Origin of the sequence: Pseudomonas sp. R1-43-08 (assembly GCF_003852255.1) — a bacterium.
Lineage (GTDB): Bacteria > Pseudomonadota > Gammaproteobacteria > Pseudomonadales > Pseudomonadaceae > Aquipseudomonas.
The window spans coordinates 2,384,192-2,403,749 of the sequence record NZ_CP027734.1 but is presented as its reverse complement, the minus strand read 5'-3'; the positions used below and the strand labels follow the sequence as shown (position 1 = coordinate 2,403,749).

Genomic DNA, 19,558 nt, shown 5'->3' with positions numbered 1-19,558 from the left:
ATGACAAAACCACGTTCGAAAAAGGCGCTGTATATCGGCCTGCCGCTGGCACTGGCCGTCGCCGCCGGGGCCGGCCTGCTGGCCTGGGATCACTGGTTCAAGGGTAACGCCGGCTACCCGCTGGAGGTGATCAAGCAAGCCAACGAAATGCAGGATCGCCTGTTGTCGTTCGACAGCCATATCACCGTGCCCACGGATTTCGGCACCGCCGGCAATGAAGCCGACAAGGACGGCAGCGGCCAGTTCGACCTGGCCAAGGCGGCGCGCGGCCGCTTGTCCGGTGCGGCCTTGACCATTTTCGGCTGGCCGGAAATCTGGAACGGCCCCAACGCCCCGCACAAGCCCACCGACGGCTTTGTCGAAGAGGCCCGCCACGAGCAGGAGGTGCGCTACAAGATTATCTCCGGCATGGTCCGCGACTTTCCCAACCAAGTGGGCATCGCCTATACCCCGGACGATATGCGCCGCCTGCACGGCGAGGGCAAGTTCGCGATCTTCATCAGCATGCTCAACGCCTACCCGCTGGGCAACGACCTGAACCAGCTGGACCTGTGGGCGGCGCGCGGCATGCGCATGTTCGGTTTCAGCTACATCGGCAACAACGCCTGGGCGGATTCATCGCGCCCGCTGCCGTTTTTCAATGACACCGCCGACGCCCTTGAAGGCCTGTCGCCCATCGGCCAGCAAGCGGTGCAGCGCCTCAATGACCTGGGCGTGATCATCGACGTGTCGCAGATGTCGACCAAGGCCCTGGAACAGGTCGCGCAATTGAGCCGTACGCCGATGGTGGCCTCCCATTCGGCACCCAGGGCGTCGGTGGACATCCCGCGCAACCTCAGCGACAAGGAGTTGCAGCTGATCAAAAACAGCGGTGGCGTGGTGCAGGTGGTGGGCTTTCCTGCCTACCTGCGCCCCCTGAGCCAGCCGACCCAGGACAAGCTCAACGCCCTGCGCACGCGCTTCGACCTGCCGCCCCTGCCGAACCTGGCGATGGCCCTGATGCCGGGCGACGCGATCATCGCCGCGTGGCCCGAACAGCGCTTCGGCCAATACGCCAGTGAGTTGTACGCGATCCTCGAAGAAGAACCCAAGGCAACCCTCAAGGACTGGGGGGACGCCATCGACTACACCGTGCGCAAGATCGGCATCGACCACGTCGGCATCGCTTCGGACTTCAACGACGGCGGTGGCCTGCAGGGTTGGGAGAACGTCGGCGAGGTGCGCAACGTCACCGCCGAACTGATCCAGCGTGGTTATTCCGAAGCCGATATCGCCAAGCTGTGGGGCGGCAACTTCCTGCGGGTGTGGGAGCAGGTGCAAAAAGCCGCCAAACCCTTGGCCAACCGCGAAGTCAGCCCATGACCAACCGCCGCACCTTTCTCAAGCAGGCCGGCGTGTTTGCCGCCAGCCTGCCGCTGGGCGCCGCGCTGATACCCCAGGCGCTGGCAGCCGCCACCAACGACCCCTGGACGGGATTGAAGCAGCTGTTCGAGCAGGACCCGGATTACCTGCATTTTTCCAATTTCCTGGTGGCGTCGCACCCCAGGCCGGTGCGCGAGGCCATCGAGCGCTACCGCGCGCAGATCGACCGCAACCCAGGCCTGGCGATGGACTGGGACCTGCAGGAAACCTGGAAACGCGAAGGCCAGGTGCGTGAGTGGGCCGGTCGCTACCTGAACGCCACGCCACCCCAGATCGCCCTGACCGGCAGCACGTCCGAGGGGCTGGCGATGATTTACGGCGGGATCCAGGTGCGCGCCGACCAGGAAATCCTCACCACCGAGCATGAGCATTACGCGACACAGAACGTGCTGGATTTTCGCGTGCGTAAGGAAAGCACCCGGGTGCGCCGTATCCGCCTGTTCGACAGCGCCAGCCGTGTGTCAGTCGATGAAGTGCTGGGCAATATCCAGCGCAATATCCGCCCCAACACCCGCGTGCTGGGCATGACCTGGGTGCAGTCGGGCAGCGGGGTCAAATTGCCCGTCGGCGAAATCGGCCAACTGGTGGATGAACACAACCGCCACCGTGACGACAACGACCGCATCCTCTATGTAGTCGACGGTGTGCACGGCTTCGGCGTGGAAGACCTCGATTTCCCTGGCATGCATTGCGATTTTTTCATCGCCGGCACCCACAAGTGGATGTTCGGCCCGCGCGGTACCGGCCTGGTGTGCGCACGCGATGCCCAGAACAGGTACGTCACGCCGATGGTGCCGACGTTCTCAGAAGACAAGGATTTCGCCACCACCATGACCCCCGGCGGCTACCACGCTTTCGAGCATCGCTGGGCCGCCGACGAAGCGTTCAAGTTGCACCTGCAGCTGGGCAAGGCGCCGGTGCAGGCGCGAATCCACGCACTCAACACCGAGCTTAAGGAACAGCTGCTGGCGCATCGGCAGATCGAACTGGTCACGCCGCGCAGCCCGGAGTTATCGGCGGGCTTTACCTTCTTTCGGGTCAAGGGCCAGGACTGCGATGCAGTAGCGGCGCACATGCGGCAAAACCGTGTGGTGATCGACGCGGTGGACCGCGATGTCGGGCCGGTCATTCGCACCGCCCCCGGCCTGCTCAACAGCTCGGCTGAAATCCAGCGCTTCATGGCGCTGCTGAGCCAGCGGCTGTGACCCCTTTTTTATTTGAACGAGACGCTCACATGATGCCCTTTCGACTCAAACCCCTGACCGCCCTGGCGCTCACCGCACTGTGCGGCGCCCTGCTCCCTGGCCTGGCCCAGGCGGCCGCACCGCAACCGGGCAAAGTCTTCAAGGACTGCAAGGACTGCCCGGAAATGGTGGTGCTGCCCGCCGGCACTTTCACCATGGGCACCCCGGAAGACGAAGTCGGCCGCGAGCCCGACGAAGGCCCGATGCATGCAGTGACCTTCGCCAAGCCCTTCGCCATGAGCCGCTTCCAGATCACCGCCGGCGAGTGGGACAGCTACGTGCGCCAGACCGGGGTGAAGATCGCCAATGGCGATGATCGCCCCGGCCGTGAATGCATCGCCAGCAAACCGCGCTACCCCCAGGGGCCACGCCAACCGGCCGTGTGCATGGACATGGACGACATCAAGCGCTACGTGAGCTGGCTATCGAAGAAAACCGGCCAGCAATACCACATGGTCAGCGAGGCTCAACGCGAATACGCCGCCCGCGCCGGCACCAGCGGGCCATTCCCCTTCCCGTTCGACGAAGGCAAGGGTTACAGCATCGCCCAGCACGCCAACACCTACGGCCCGGCGGACGGCTACAGCTATTCGTCGCCGGTGGGCAGCTACCCGCCCAATGCGTTTGGCCTGTATGACATGCACGGCAACGTGTACGAGCGGGTTGCCGATTGCGAGCACGCCAACTACATCGGCGCGCCGACTGACGGCAGTGCCTGGGTGGAGCCGAACTGTGAGGCCTACCAGATCCGCGGCAATGACTGGGGCGAAGCGCCGGTGTTTTCCCGCTCCGGCAACCGCAACAACATCTACCCGCAGACGCGCGGTGACTGGATTGGATTTCGGGTAGTGCGCGACCTCTAAGCCATACGCACATCCACTGTGGGAGGGGGCTTGCTCCCGATAGCGGTGATTCAGTCAATGCAGATGTCGACTGATACACCGCTATCGGGAGCAAGCCCCCTCCCACATTTTGGATTGCATTCAGCCCTTTTGGGCCAACAGCTCCAGTCCCTCATGCAACGCCGGGAACAGGCTGTTGTTGAAGTTGTTCCAGCGCAGTTCGAGGATCGTGTCTTCTGGTGAAATCTCGGTCTTCAATACGTCGTGGAACACTTCGCCGGAATCGATACCGTTATCCACATAGTGGAACGATGCACCGGTAAGGTACAGCGGCTCCGAAGGCGTGGTGGCCTTGGTCGCCCAGTCCACCACCGTCTGCCCGCGCGCGCCGTACAACGCGTTCCACGTGGCATAGGCACCACGGCGCTCGTAAGGCGATTCGATACGCGTGATACCCGGATGAATGTTCATGATGCGCCGCGCAAATGGCGCGCCTGGGCGTACCAGGTCATCGAGGATCACCAGCAAGCCATCCAGCACCACGATGTCAGCGTTCAATTCAACCAGCGTGTCATGCAGGCGCCGCTCGAAATCCTGCTTGCCGGCGATATGTTCGGCGCTGCCCCGTGGCAGGCGCCGATAGGTCGACGGCACGCTCAGCAGCAGGTCGTTGACCAACGCGCCCTGCACGCGCAAGTCGGCCGGGTACAGCCATTGGCGGCCAGGCTGGTAAGCGAACCCGTAATCGGCGACCAGCGCCTGATCCCGCGGGTTTTGCTCATCATCGTCATACACCACGCCGACCAGGTTGTAGGCGTCGCCCAGCGAGGTGTCGTTGAGCGAGCCCACTAGAAACTCCAGTACCGACTTCATGTAGCGCTCGTGGTCCTTGTAGGCCACTGGCTGCCCGGCCTTGTCGGCGGCGGCATTTCTCAGGGACCACACATACACCAGGTTCTTTTTCGTCATTGTCTCGCTCTCGCAGAAGGAATATGTACGGCGTAAATAGCCGTGCGCCTACCCAACAGGAACGAACCAGCCCACACGCAATTTATCCCTCGCCGGCACCGCCTGGCACGCCGGGCTAAATAGTCGCGCCGACACTTCGTTTGTCATGGGTAAGGGTCTGTGTGCCCAGCCCCTCTTTTCACTCTCCGGGATGTATTTATGACCGACCCCAAACGCGGCGCCTTCAACGGTTTGCTCGCCCTGCTGCGGCCCTTTCGCGCCATTGTGACGGTCTCCGTCGCCCTCGGCATGGTCGGCGGCCTGGCCATTACCCTGCTGCTGGCCACCATCAACAATGCGTTGCATTCGGCCGACGGCATGACCCAGGGCGTGGTGATGACCTTTGCCGCGTTGTGCGTGGTGGCGCTGCTCAGTTCGATCATCTCCGACATCGGCACCAACTACGTCGGGCAACGAATCATCGCCGCCCTGCGCAAGGACCTGGGCGAAAAGGTGCTGTCGGCGCCCATCGGGCAGATCGAACGGTATCGCTCGCACCGCCTGATCCCGGTGCTGACTCACGACGTCGACACCATCAGCGACTTTTCCTTCGCGTTCACACCCCTGGCCATCGCGGCCACGGTCACTCTCGGTTGCCTGGGCTACCTGGCCTACCTGTCCGTGCCGATGTTCCTGATGATGGTGGTGGCGATCATTATCGGCAGCGCCGTGCAATTTATCGCCGGCGGCAAAGGCATTCAGGGCTTCGACCTGGCGCGCAGCCATGAAGACGAGCTGCAGCGTTATTACAACGCGATCGCGTCCGGCGCCAAGGAACTGCGCATGCACCGGCCACGGCGGTTTCGCATGAACACCCATCGCATCCAGGAAACCGCCGACCGCATCAGCGATATCCAGGTGCGTTCGGTCAATATTTACATCCTCGCCAAGACGTTTGGCTCGATGCTGTTCTTCGTGGTCATCGGCCTGGCCCTGGCGATGCAGGCGTACAACCCCAACCCGGATCCGACCGTAATCACCGGGTTCGTGCTGGTGCTGCTGTACATGAAAGGCCCGTTGGAGCACCTGCTCGGTTACCTGCCTGTGGTCGGCAAGGCCAAGATTGCCTTTGGCCGCATCAGTGAGCTGTCGGAACGCTTCTCGTCGCCGGAACCGCACCTGTTGATGGACGACAGCGAAGCGCCAAAGCCGGTGGTCAACAGCCTGGAGCTGCGCGGAGTGAGCTATAGCCCGCCAGCGGTCGAAGGCAGCGAGCCGTTCCACCTGGGGCCGATCAACCTGAGCATCAAGCAAGGCGACATCGTGTTTATCGTCGGTGAGAACGGCAGCGGCAAGACCACCCTGATCAAGCTTTTATTGGGCCTGTACCCGCCCCAGACCGGCGAGATTCGCCTGAACGGCGAAGCGGTCACCGACCCGGAACGCGACGACTACCGCCAGTTGTTCACCACGGTATTTTCCGACTACTACCTGTTCGACGACCTGGTGCAAGGCAGCGCCACCCAGTCCCTGGACAGCGCCACTAAATACCTGGAACGCCTGGAAATCGCGCACAAAGTCAGTGTCAAGGACGGTGTGTTCAGCACCACCGACCTCTCCACCGGCCAGCGCAAGCGCTTGGCCTTGGTCAACGCCTGGCTGGAAGAACGCCCGGTGCTGGTGTTCGACGAATGGGCCGCCGACCAGGACCCGGCCTTCCGCCGAATCTTCTACACCGAGCTGTTGCCGGACCTCAAGCGCCTGGGCAAGACCATCATCGTGATCAGCCACGACGACCGTTACTTCGACATCGCCGATCAACTGGTGCGCCTGCGCGCCGGCCAAGTGGTGCACGAGATGGAACCGGCGTGAATTTTATTTTCCGGTTTTTCGAGGTAGGAACGTCTCACTAGTGGTAATGAGAATTAACCTCAATAGATACGTATAACTGCCCACTTAAAACCTAGAAGAGAAAGCATCCATGCCAGCACGACTCGGTCTCAGCCCCCTGAGCAAAGTGTTATCCATGCGCAGGGCCCTGAACATGAACCTTCTTCCGAGTGCCCTGGCACTGGCGGTGTCGCTGCCGATTGCAGGCTATGTACAGGCCCAGGAGATCGAGTTGAACATTCCTGCCCAGCCGCTGGGGAGCGCGCTGCAGGAATTCGGGCGCCAGACCAATGTGCAAGTGTTGTACAGCCCTGGCGATGTGCAGGGTAAGAACAGCCGGGCCATCAAGGGCAAGCTGCAGCCCCAGCAGGCCATCGATGCATTGCTGGCGGGCAGCCAGACCACCTACAGCCTCAACGGCAATACCTTGACCGTGGCTGCCGCCGGTACCGGTGGCGGGCTGGAGCTGAGCCCGACCCAGGTAACCGGCAACATGCTGGGCAACGTTACCGAAAATACCGGTTCCTATACGCCAGGCTCCATCGCAACCGCAACGCGCCTGGTCCTGACGCCGAAGGAAACCCCGCAATCGGTGACCGTGGTCACGCGTCAGCACATGGACGACTTCGGCCTGAACAGTGTGGACGACGTGATGCGCCACACACCGGGCATCACCGTTTCCGCGTTCGACACCGAGCGCAGCAATTACTACGCCCGTGGCTTCTCCATCAACAATTTCCAATATGACGGCATCCCGTCCACCGCACGCAATGTGGCGTACTCCGCAGGGAATACCCTGAGCGACATGGCGATCTACGACCGGGTCGAAGTGCTCAAGGGCGCAACCGGCCTGCTGACCGGCGCCGGTTCGCTGGGTGCAACCATCAACCTTGTACGCAAGAAACCGACCGCCGAGTTCCAGGGCCATGCCACGCTGGGTGCTGGTTCCTGGGACAACTACCGCAGCGAGCTGGATGTCAGCGGCCCACTGACCGAAACCGGCAATATCCGCGGCCGGGCCGTCGCCGCCTACCAGGACAAACACTCGTTCATGGACCGCTACGAGCGCAAAAGCCCGACGTACTACGGCATCATGGAGTTCGACCTGTCTCCTGACACCCTGCTGACAGTGGGCGGTGATTATCAGGACAGCCTACCGAAAGGTTCGTCCTGGTCGGGCAGCTTCCCACTGATTGACGCCCAGGGTAATCGCAACAACGTCAAGCGCTCGTTCAACAACGCAGCCGACTGGAGCAGCTGGGAGCAGTACACACGCACCGTCTTCGCCATGGTGGAGCACGACCTGGGTGACGGCTGGGTTACCAAGCTGCAACTGGACCACAAGATCAACGGTTATCACGCGCTGATGGGTTCCATCCAGGGCGATACCCCGGCATTGGACGGTACGTCACAGCTCACCTCGGGCAAATACACCGGCGAAACCGTCAGCGATTCCGCCGACGCGTATGTCAGCGGCCCTTTCAGCCTGGGTGGCCGCGAGCATGAGCTGGTATTCGGTGGTTCCATCAGCTCCTCGGAATGGAATGGCAACGGGTACTGGAACCTCGCTCCTAACCTGGTGGACTTCAACAACTGGCACGGCAACGCTCCTCAACCGGATTGGGGCAGGCCGCAATCGAAAATCGACGACACCGTTCGCCAGACCGGGATGTACATGACGACCCGCCTGAGCGTCACCGACAACCTCAAGCTGCTGCTGGGTGGTCGGGTGGTCAACTATACGGTGACGGGCAACAACCCGAGCTATCGCGAGTCGGGGCGTTTCGTACCTTATGTCGGTGCGGTGTACGACCTGAACGACACCTACTCGGTTTACGCCAGTTACACCGATATCTTCATGCCTCAGGAAAGCTACAACCGCGACAGGGATAACAAGCTGCTTGAACCGGACGAAGGCCAGAACTGGGAGCTGGGTGTAAAGGCAGACTTCCTGGACGGTCGTGTAAACGCCAGCGCAGCCTACTTCGAGATCCACGAAGACAACCGTTCCGTTTCGGACGACGACTACAACAACCTCAAGCCTACCCCCTCGAACTATGCGTTCAAAGGTACCCAGGCGGTGACCAAGGGTTATGAAGTGGAGATGTCCGGCGAACTGGCTCCGGGATGGCAACTCCAGGCCGGCTATACCCACAAGATCGTGCGCGACGACAAAGATGTGAAAATTTCCACCTTCGAACCGGAAGATCAGGTCAGCCTCTACACCACGTACAAACTCAAGGGCAACCTGGACAAGTTGACTGTCGGCGGTGGTGCTCGCTGGCAGAGCGTGGCCTGGCAGGACATCTACAACTCCCCCCGTGAAGGCTACGAAGAGTTCTCTCAAGAATCGTACTGGCTGGTGGACGCGATGGCCCGTTATCAGTTCACTAAAAACGTGTCGACCACGCTGAACATCAACAACATTTTCGACAAGTCCTACTACACCAACATCGGCTTCTATAACTCTGCTGCCTACGGCGAACCCCGTAACTTCATGCTCAGCACCCGCTGGGACTTCTAAGGCGCCTCATCAGCCGCCCCGATGCGGCTGACGGTTGCACTCCAAACGCCCCGGGGCATTCACTGCCCGGGGCGTTTTAGTGTGTGAAGATCGTTCCCACGCTCCGGCGTGGGAATGCAGCCCGTGATGCTCCGCGTCACCTGCGCTCGTCGCTCGGATATGCAGCGGTTGGCGGGGGCTTTTTTCATGGAGGGCGCGCCTCAGGCCATCGCCGCGGCGAAGCTACGGATGAACTGCGCGTTATCGATCAACCGGTCGTGGCTGGTCTCGATCAGCACCGAGCGCTCGACCTCTGAATGCCCGGTCACCTCCAGCATGCTTGCCTCGATCAGCTGATGATGCACCCCGGTACGGCTCAAGGCTGCCCACCAGCAACTGATCGGTGCCTTGATCGCCTTGAAGTCGGCATCGCGCAAGCGCTCACCCAAAATGCGGTCGACCTCCCAGGAAATCTGCGTTTCCTGGCCATTGAGCAATTCCTCCTTGAGCTCGAGGAAGCGCTCGCCCAGAGTCTGCTCGGCCCAGTGGCTGAACGCGGCCCACCGCTCGCCGTCCTCAGCCTCTGCACATTGCAGCGCCGACCACTGGGCGTAAATCTGCTCGGAGAAATCCGGGAACATCACCCCCAGCAGCTCCACACGTCGCTCATTGGCAGAAATGTCGCGCTCATCGACCATCACCGCAGTATCCCAGAACGGCTTGAGCCACTGGGGCGGTGACGCATCGATCCAGCCGACGCACTCGACCTGCCGGCCCGCTTGCTCCAGGCCATAGGCGACTTCCATCGCCAAATTGCCGCCCAAAGACCAGCCGGCCAGACGGAACGGCCCCTCGGGTTGCGCCCTCAACAATTGCGCCGTGTAATCCTCGACCATTTCAGCCCACGCAGGCACCTCGCTACCCTTTTCGGCCAGTGCGCGACACATGACCCCCAGCACCGGCCGCTGCTCGCGCAACGCCAGGGCTATCGCCTTGTAGCAATGCACCGAGCCATAGCTGGGATGAAAGACATACAACGGAGTCCCTCGGGTTTGACTATTGAGCCTCACGATCAACGACGTGTCGGCACCTCCCTCCAGGCACATCGCCTGTGCGGCCACGGTCGGATTGAGCATCAACTGACTCACCGACAAATCCACGCCGACGGCCTTGCGGATGCGCTCCTTGAGCATCAGCACCAACAACGAATGCCCACCCAACTCGAAGAAATTGTCTTCGACGCCCACCTGTTCAAGCTCCAGCACCTCGCTCCAGACGGTCACGAGCGTCTGCTCCAGTGGGCTGCGCGCTGCGACGAAGTGCCGCTCATACACGCTGGCGTCGGGCGCGGGCAAGGCTTTGCGTTCCAGCTTGCCATTCGGGCTCAACGGCATCTGGTCCAGCAGCACCCACTGCGCAGGGACCATGTACTCCGGCATATGCGCCAGCAAGTGAATGTTCAAGGCATCACGCCACGCCTGCGTCGAGTCCTGCAGCACCAGGTAGCCAACGAGGTACTTTCCTTCATGCACCTGCACCGAGGCCTCGCGCACCAGCGGATGCTCCAGCAACCGTGCCTCGATTTCCCCCAGTTCTATGCGTAAACCGCGCAGTTTGACTTGATGGTCCAGCCGACCGATGTATTCGATCACGCCATCCATACGCTGGCGCACCCGGTCCCCGGTGCGATACAACCGCGAGCCCGGCTGGAACGGGCATGGTACGAAACGCTCTGCGGTGAGGCTGGGACGCCGATGGTAACTGCGTGCCAGCCCGACCCCACCCAGGTACAACTCGCCGGCAACACCGGGCGCGACTGGCTGCAACTGCGCATCCAGCACATGCGTGCGTAGGTTGGCAATCGGTCGACCAATCGGCACGCTGTCGCGATGCTCGTCGACGCATGTCCAGTGAGTCACATCAATGGCAGCTTCGGTCGGTCCATACAGGTTGAACAAGCCCGCGTCAGGCAGCTTGGCGAACACCTGCTGCTGCGCGTCCACCGGCAGGGCTTCGCCACTGCAAATGATGCGTTGCAGCCCCTGACAACTGGCCACCTTCGAATCCTGGAGGAAAGCTTGCAGCATCGAGGGCACGAAATGCAGGGTGGTCACTTGCTGGCGATTGATCAACTCGACCAATCGTGAGGGGTCCCGATGATCCCCAGGTGCCGCCACCACCAGCCGAGCCCCCGTTATCAAGGGCCAGAAGAACTCCCATACCGACACGTCGAAACTGAACGGGGTTTTCTGCAGCACCGTATCTTCGGCGCCGAGTGCATAAGCCTGTTGCATCCAGAGCAATCGGTTGGTCAACGCGCAGTGGCGGTTGCCTGCCCCCTTCGGCTGCCCGGTGGAGCCGGAGGTGTAAATGACGTAAGCCAGGTTTTCCGCATCCACCGCAACATCAGGATTGGTATCGGCATATCCGCTCAGCCAGAGATCACCAGGTTCCACCGCCAGGCAGTGCGATGGATCGCTGACTGGCAGTGCCTGCAACAGGTGCGCCTGAGTCAGCAGCAGCTGTGCCTGGCTGTCTTGCAGCATGTAGGCCAGGCGCTCGCGCGGGTAGTCTGGATCCAGCGGCACATAGGCGCCACCCGCCTTGAGCACAGCCAGAAGCGCGACGACCATTTCAATCGAGCGCTCCATTGCCACACCCACTAGCACGTCCGGCGCAACACCGGCCTGGATCAGGCGGTGCGCCAAGCGATTGGCTCGGGCATTGAGCTGCGCATAACTGAGCGCCTGCGCGGCAAACATCACTGCCTGGGCATCCGGCGTGCACCGGACTTGAGCTTCGAACATCTGCTGCACGGTCTGCTGCAACGGATAAGCCTGCGCCGTGTCGTTCCACTGTTCGACCATTAGCTGCTCTTCCAGGGGTTCAAACAGCGGTAACTGAGCGACCCGTTGATGCGGGTCACCCAACATGGCCTGCAAAAGGTTCTGCCAATGACGCGCCATGCGTCTGGCCGTAGCGACGTCGAACAGGTCGGTGGCATAGGTCAACGTCGCCGATAGCCCATCGACGGTTTCCTGGGTATCCAGGCTCAGATCGAACTGCGCGGTCTGCGTGCCCCAATCCAACCCCTCAACCTTCAGATCGGGCAGTTGCTGGCCGCGACTGGCCAGGCGGGCTTCGCTCTGATGATTGAACATCACTTGAAACAACGGGTTGTGGCTCAAGCTACGTTCGGGTTGCAGCGCTTCGACCAACTGCTCGAACGGCAAGTCCTGATGGCTTTGGGCGTCGAGTGCCCGGTGCTTGGCCTGCTGCAACAATTGGGTGACCGTCAGTTGCGGATCAATATCGCCCTTGAGCACCTGGGTATTGACGAAAAACCCCACCAGGCGTTCGGTCTCGACCCGGCTACGATTGGCGATTGGCACACCAACGCGAATATCCTGCTGCCCGGTATAACGGTGCAGCAGCGCCTGGAACGAGGCCAGCAGCACAGTGAACAGCGTGACATTCTCACGCTGTGCCAGCCCCTTGAGCCCTGCCACCAACGCCGGGGCAAAGCTGAGCGCCAGGCTGGCGCCACGGAAGCTCTGCACCGACGGCCGCGGCCGATCAAGCGGTAGCTCCAGCACGGGCTGCTCATCGCCCAGCAACGCCTGCCAGTAGCGCAACTGGCGAATGCGCTCTCCCCCTGCCATCCAGTCACGCTGCCACTGGGCATAATCGGCGTATTGAATCGACAGTGCCGGCAGTTGCAAATCCTGGCCTTGGCTATAAGCGGCGTATAACTGCACCAGCTCATCCACCATGACTTGCATCGACCAGCCATCGGAAACGATGTGGTGCTGCACCAGCACTAAGACATGGTCGTCTTCGGCGACTCGCAACAAGGTGACGCGTAGCAGCGGCCCTTGCTGCAGATCGAAGGGCCGTGCAATTTCAGCCTCGACCAGACGCTGCAAATCGCTTTCATTGGCCGGTGCATGGACGATGTCCACGGCACCCGCTTCGCGGATCACTTGAAAGGCGCGCCCTGCTTCCTGGTACACCTGAGTGCGCAAGCTTTCGTGGCGCGCAACCAGACGCTCGAAGGCGCGTTGCAGGGCGCTTGGGTCCAGCCAGCCGCGTAGACGCAACGTGCTGGGTAGATGGTAGGCCGCACTGCGCGGGTCCAATTGCCAGAGAAACCACTGCCGCTCCTGGGCATAAGACAGCGCCAATGGCTGCTCACGGCTGACCGGCAGAATGGGCGGTGCGCTCGCCGCAGACGCTTGCAGGTCGCCCAGCATCTCGACAAAACCCTGCAGCCGCGGTTGTTCAAACAATGTCCTCAGGGGGACTTCCCGATCCAATAGCTGACGCAAGCGGGACACCACTTGCATCGCCAGCAATGAGTGACCGCCCGACTCGAAGAAATGATCGGCCAGGCCTACCCGCTCCACGCCCAGGATCTCGGCCCAGATGCTGGCTACTTGCTGTTCCAGCTCACTCTGCGGCGCCACATACACCTGCTGCATCAGGCTCACATCCGGCAACGGCAGGCCCTTGCGGTCGAGTTTGCCGTTGGGGGTCAGCGGCATGCGTTCGAGAAACATCAGGTGCGTGGGCACCATGTAGTCCGGCAAGCGGGTTTTCAGGGCGCGGCGCAGGGCTTCGCGGCCGTTGGCTTGGGCGACGGCATCGTCGAGCAGGGCCGGGTCCAGCGGCACCACGTAGGCCACCAACTGCTTGCCGGTCGGGCCTTCCTGGGCCACCACCACGGTTTCGCCGACGCTGTCCTGTTCACGCAAACGCGCTTCGATTTCGCCCAGTTCGATACGGAAGCCGCGGATCTTGACCTGATGGTCGACACGGCCGAGGTAGTCCACTACCCCATCCGCGCGCCCGCGGGTCAGGTCGCCGCTGCGGTACACACGGCTGCCAGGCTTGCCGAACGGGTCCGGGACGAAACGTTCGGCGGTCAACGCCGGGCGTTCCAGATAACCCCGGGCCACGCCCTCGCCGCCCAGGTATAACTCGCCGGCCACGCCGATGGGTTGCAGGTTGAGTTGGGCATCGAGTACGTAGCCACTGCGGTTGCCGAGCAAGGTGCCGATGGGCGCGTAGACGGCGCCGCAAGGGTCGCCTTTGCGCGCCTTCCATAGCAGCGGCGTGACCACGGTTTCGGTGGGGCCATAGCCGTTGAACAGGTAAGTCGGTTTCAGTGCGCGCCAGGCCAGGTCATAGCTGGCCTGCGCCACCGCATCACCGCCGAAGCAGTACACGCGCACTGCCGGCGGGTTGCCGTCACGTTCGGCATGTTCGGCCAGTTGTTGCAGGTACACCGGCGGGAATACGGCCATGGTCACGTTGTGGCGGTGCATTTGTTCGTAGGTGTATTCCGGCAACCACAGGCTGTCGTCACGGATCAGCACGCTGGCGCCGTTGATCAAGGGGTGCATCCAGCCTTCGTGGGCACCGTCGAAGGCGAACGACATGAAGTGCAGTTCGCAGTCGGCCGGGCTGGTTTCATAACGCTCGCCAGTGGCGATGATGTGCGCGACCAACGGCCCGTGGGACACCGCCACGCCCTTGGGCATGCCGGTGGAGCCGGAGGTGTAGATCACGTAGGCGAGGTTGTCGGCGTGCAGAACCACATTCGGCGCCGCGTCACACTCGTCGCACCCGGCCAGTAGCTGGTCCACCGTCAGGGCTTGCAGGCCGTCCGGGATCGGCAAGCGGTGTTGCACCGCCGAGTGGGTCAGCAGCAGCCGCGAGCGACTGTCCTGCATCATGTACAGCAGGCGGTCACGCGGGTATTCGATATCCAGCGGTACGTACACGCCCCCGGCCTTCATCACGGCGAGGAAGGCCACCATGATCTCGGCGCTGCGCGGCATGGCGATGGCCACCCGCACTTCCGGGCCGACGCCACGGGCGATCAGCGCATGGGCCAGGCGGTTGGCCTGGCGGTCCAGTTGGCCGTAGGTGAGTTGCTCGTCCGCAAACTTCACTGCCACCGCCTGCGGGGTTTCGCGGGCGCGGTCGGCCACCAATTCATGCACCAGCCGCTGGGCCGAGAAGCCGGATTCAGTACGGTCCCACAGTTGCAGGATCTGTTGCTGCTCGGCGGCGTCCAGCAAGCTCAACTGGCCGAGCGGCTGCCCAGGGTTGGCGACCATGCCCTGCAACAGGTTCTGCCAGTGGCGCGCCATACGTTGCACGGTGCTGGCTTCGAACAGGTCCTGGGCATAACCGAGGGTGGCCCAGATACCTTCGGTAGACTCCTGGATATCCAGGTCCAGGTCGAAATGCGCGGTCTTGCTTTGCCACTCCAGCCCTTCTACCAGAAGCTGTGGCAATTGCTGCTGGACCTGGGCCTGGCCGACGTCGGTCTGGTGGTTGAACATCACCTGGAACAACGGGTTGTGGCTCAGGCTGCGCTCCGGTTGCAGCGCTTCCACCAGCTGTTCGAACGGCAAGTCCTGGTGGGCCTGGGCCTCCAGCGCGCGCTGGCGGGTGTGTTGTAACAGCTGCTCGACGCTCATCTGCCCGTGCAGCTCGGCCTTGAGCACCTGGGTATTGACGAAGAAACCTATAAGACGCTCGGTTTCGCTGCGATTGCGGTTGGCGATGGGCACACCGACGCGGATGTCTTCCTGGCCGCTGTAGCGATGCAGCAAAGTCTGGAACGACGCGAGCAGCAACATGAACAGGGTCACGCCCTGTTGCTGGGCCAGGGCTTTGAGGTTGAGGCTCAGTTCAGGGGCCAGCTCGAAGCCCAGGCGCGCGCCACGGTGGCTTTGCACGGCCGGGCGCGGGTGGTCGAACGGCAGTTCCAGCACGCTTTGCTCACCGCCGAGCCGCTCGCGCCAGTACGCCAGCTGGCGGTCCTTCTCGCCCGCCTCCATCCAGTTGCGCTGCCACACGGCGTAGTCGGCGTACTGGATCGGCAGCGCCGGCAATTGCACATCAAAGCCTTGGCTGTAGCCCGCATACAGCTGCACCAGTTCCTCGACCATCAACTGCATCGACCAGCCATCGGAGACGATGTGATGCTGCACCAGCACCAGCACATGCTCATCCTCGGCCAGGCGCAGCAGCGACACGCGCAGCAACGGGCCGCGTTCGAGGTCGAACGGCTGGGCGATCAGCGCCTCGACCTGCGCCTTGAGTCCGGCTTCGTCGACCTCGACGTGCGCGATCTGCAACGACGCCTGCGGCTCGATCACTTGAACCGTGCGCGCGTGATCCTGGCGCAGATAAGTGCGCAGGCTTTCATGCCGGGCCAGCAGCGCGTCAAAGCTGCGCTGCAGCGCGTCCAGGTCCAACTGCCCTTTCAGGCGCAGCGCACTGGGGATGTGGTACGCGGCGCTGTGGGGTTCCAACTGCCAGAGAAACCACTGGCGCTCCTGGGCGTAGGACAGCGGCAAGGGGTGCTCGCGCCCAGTCGGCAATAAGGCTGGCGCGGCCGGCACCTGGCTGTCCTGGGCCTGCAATACCGCGACAAATGCATCCAGTCGCGGGTATTCGAACAACGCCTTGAGCGGCACCTCCAGCTGCAATGCCTGGCGAATGCGCGACACTACTTGCATCGCCAGCAACGAATGCCCGCCCAGCTCGAAGAAATGCTGGTTCAAACCGACCTTCTCGACACCGAGAATATCCGCCCAGACCGTGGCGATCTGTTGCTGCAACGGCGTGACCGGCGCCAGCCAGCCCGGTTGCGCCGCGTTGGCGTCGGGCTTGGGCAGGGCCTGGCGGTCCAGCTTGCCGTTGGGGTTGAGCGGCATGCGTTCAAGGAAGATCAGGTGCGCCGGCACCATGTAATCCGGCAGGTGTGCGCGCAGGGTGATCAGCAACTGCTCGCCGGTCTTTTCGCGCTCGGCCTCGCTCAACGGCTGCGCGGGCACCAGGTAGGCCAGCAGCTGATTGTCAGCCGCCAGCAACAGCGCTTCTCGCACGCTGTTCTGGGCCAGCAGCAAGGTTTCGATCTCGCCCAGTTCGATGCGGAACCCGCGAATCTTCACCTGATGATCGACCCGCCCGACGTACTCCACCACCCCATCGGCGCGATAACGCGCCAGGTCGCCGGTGCGATAAAGCCGCTCGCCGCAGGCGTTGAACGGGTTGGCCACAAAGCGCTCGGCGGTCAGGCGCGGACGCTGCAGATAAGCGCTGGCCAGGCCGCTGGCGCTGGCAATGTAGAGTTCGCCCACGGCACCGACCGGCAACAGGTTCAGGTCGCGATCGAGCACCAACAAGCCACGCCCAGGCACTGCGCGGCCAATGGGGCTGGCGGTGACGCCGCTGATGACGTTGGGGTCGGTGCAGTCCAGCACGCTGGAGACCACGGTGGCCTCGGTCGGCCCATAGGTGTTGAGCAGCCGCACATGCCCCAGGCCGGCCCGTTGCCACAACAGCGGGCCGTCCAACGGCATGGCTTCGCCGCCGATATGCACCTGGCGCAAGGCGCCGTAAGGCCGCGAGCCCGCCGCCAGGCAATCCTGCAAAAACAGCTTCCAGTACGCCGTGGGCAAATCGGCCAGGGTGATGCCCTGGGCGATGATCTGCCGGTACAGCTCGGCGCCGTCCCACAGCTGCGGGCCGCGCAGCACCACCGTGGCGCCAAGGGTCAGGGCCGGGTACAACTGCTCGACGAAGCCGTCGAAGTTCAGGGTGGCGAACTGCAACACCCGATCCTGCGCGACCAGGTGCGAGTACTCGGCCGCAATGCCGGCGAACTCACTCAACGCCGCGTGGCTGATGGCAACGCCCTTGGGCTTGCCGGTGGAGCCCGAGGTGTAGATCACATAGGCCAGGCTTTGCGGTTCGAAAGCGCCGGCAGGATTGTGTTCGGCACACAACGCCAACGGCGCCTGGGCAAGGTCGATCGCCACGGCGTCTACCTGCGCCGGCAATGGCAGGCGCTCGCGCAGGTGCGACTGGGTCAACACCAGGCGCACGCCGCTGTCCTCGAGCATATGCAGCAGACGCTCGCGCGGGTACTCGGGGTCCAGCGGCACGTAGGCGGCGCCGGTCTTGAGCACCGCCAGCAAGCTCACCACCATGGCAAAGGAGCGCTCCACGGCGATCCCGACCAATGCGTGCGGGCCTACGCCCTGTGCCATCAGGTAGTGCGCCAGGCGGTTGGCCTGGCGGTTCAACTCGCCGTAGCTGAGGGTTTGATCATCCAGGGCCAGGGCCTGGCGTTCAGGCTGCTCGGCGGCCTGGGCCTCGAACAAGTGGTGCACGCCTTGCAATGCACGGGCGCAGGCCGGGGCATTCCAGTCCTGGAGCATGCGCTGCTGCTCGGCGGCCCCCAGCATCGGCAGCTCGGCCAGACGGCTGCGCGGCGCGCTGACCAGCGCCTGCAACAGCTGCTGCCAGTGCTGCGCCAGGCGCTCGATGGTCGCGGCGTCGAACAGGTCGGTGGCGTAGCTCAACGCCGCCCACAGCCCGTCGGCTGACTCGTGGGTATCCAGGCTCAGGTCGAAATGCGTGGTCTGGCTGTCCCAGTCCAGCTCCACCACGCGCAGACCCGGCAATGCCTGGCCGTCGCGCGCGCCCTGGGCGTCGGTCTGATGGTTGAACATCACCTGGAACAACGGGTTGTGGCTCAGGCTGCGCTCAGGCGAAAGCGCCACCACCAACTGTTCGAACGGCAGGTCCTGGTGGGCCTGGGCCTCCAGGGCGCGCTGCTTGGTCTGTTGCAGCAGCTCGACAAAACTCATCTGCCCGTCCAGGTCAGCCTTGAGCACCTGGGTGTTGACGAAAAACCCGATCAGCCGCTCGGTTTCGACACGGTTGCGGTTGGCAATCGGCACGCCGATACGGATGTCCGACTGCCCGCTGTAGCGATACAACAGGGTTTGGAACGACGCGAGCAGCAGCATGAACGGGGTGACACCCTCGTGCTGGGCCAGGCGCTTGAGGCCGGCGACCAGCTCGGCTTGCAGATGCACCTGCAAGCTGGCGCCGCGATGGCTTTGCTGCGCCGGGCGCGGACGGTCCAGCGGCAACTCCAACACCGGTTGTTCACCGCCCAGCAGCGCCTGCCAATAGGCCAGTTGCCGCGCCCGCTCCCCCGCTTCCATCCAGCCGCGCTGCCACAGGGCGTAGTCGGCGTACTGGATCGGCAGTTCCGGCAGTTGCAGGTCCTGGCCCTGGCTGTAGGCGGCGTACAACTGCACCAGCTCTTCGACCATCACCTGCATCGACCAACCATCGGACACGATGTGGTGCTGCACCATCACCAGCACATGGTCATCTTCAGCCAGTTGCAACAGGGTCACGCGCAGCAGCGGCGCCTGGAGCAGATCGAAAGGCTGGGCCACCTCCGCTTCCACGCGCGCCATCAACTGCGCTTCATCGATCTGCGCCTGCCGGATGTGCACCCGCGCCTCGGGCAGCACGGCCTGGCGCACCTGCTCACCGTCCTCGATCAGTTGCGTGCGCAGACTTTCGTGACGGGCCAACAGGCTGTCGAAGCTGCGCTGCAGGGCCGCCAGGTCCAGCCGCCCCTGCAAGCGCAAGGCGCCGGGGATGTGGTAAGTGGCGCTGCCTGGGTCCAACTGCCAGAGAAACCACTGGCGTTCCTGGGCGTAGGACAACGGCACTGTGTCGCTGTCGTGACGCGTCGGGGCAATCGGCAGTTGAGCGAAACTCATGCCCCGGCCCTGCAGACGCTGATAGAACTGCTGGCGTTGTTCCAGAGGCAGGCGAAGAAAGCGCGACACCAGGTCGATGTTAGGGTTGGAAAGCAT

The 19,558-nt window shown here is 62.9% G+C and carries 7 protein-coding genes; 5 read left to right on the top strand and 2 right to left on the bottom strand.

The features are described 5' to 3' along the window. Genes pvdM through C4J87_RS10940 form a run of 3 tightly spaced genes read left to right on the top strand, consistent with a single transcriptional unit; the run spans position 1 to position 3,529 of the window. Positions 1-1,362, top strand: a complete 1,362-nt coding sequence (gene pvdM / locus C4J87_RS10950) for a pyoverdine-tailoring dipeptidase-like protein PvdM (protein WP_124366783.1) — start codon at positions 1-3, stop codon at positions 1,360-1,362. After that, on the top strand, positions 1,359-2,627 hold the full coding sequence (locus C4J87_RS10945) for an aminotransferase class V-fold PLP-dependent enzyme (protein ID WP_124366782.1): 1,269 nt from the start codon (positions 1,359-1,361) through the stop codon (positions 2,625-2,627). The genes pvdM and C4J87_RS10945 overlap by 4 nt, the downstream gene beginning before the upstream one ends. A gap of 29 nt (positions 2,628-2,656) precedes the next feature. Next, complete coding sequence (locus C4J87_RS10940) at positions 2,657-3,529, top strand: formylglycine-generating enzyme family protein (RefSeq protein ID WP_124366781.1); 873 nt, start codon at positions 2,657-2,659, stop codon at positions 3,527-3,529. 120 nt (positions 3,530-3,649) lie between these two features. Here the strand turns inward: C4J87_RS10940 and C4J87_RS10935 are convergent, their stop codons facing one another. Further along, positions 3,650-4,477 (bottom strand): N(5)-hydroxyornithine transformylase PvdF, encoded by an 828-nt coding sequence (locus tag C4J87_RS10935; protein ID WP_124366780.1) that lies wholly within the window; start codon positions 4,475-4,477, stop codon positions 3,650-3,652. A 198-nt stretch (positions 4,478-4,675) separates the two neighbouring features. Here C4J87_RS10935 and C4J87_RS10930 point away from each other — a divergent pair, with 198 nt between their 5' ends. Beyond that, a complete protein-coding gene (locus tag C4J87_RS10930; RefSeq protein WP_124366779.1) occupies positions 4,676-6,328 on the top strand; it encodes a cyclic peptide export ABC transporter in 1,653 nt (550 codons plus the stop codon). A gap of 109 nt (positions 6,329-6,437) precedes the next feature. Further along, positions 6,438-8,870, top strand: coding sequence for a TonB-dependent siderophore receptor (locus C4J87_RS10925; RefSeq protein WP_218566965.1), 2,433 nt, complete (start codon positions 6,438-6,440; stop codon positions 8,868-8,870). Positions 8,871-9,070: 200 nt separating this feature from the next. Here the strand turns inward: C4J87_RS10925 and C4J87_RS10920 are convergent, their stop codons facing one another. Next, entirely contained in the window at positions 9,071-19,558 is a 10,488-nt protein-coding gene (locus tag C4J87_RS10920; RefSeq protein WP_124366777.1) for an amino acid adenylation domain-containing protein, read from the bottom strand.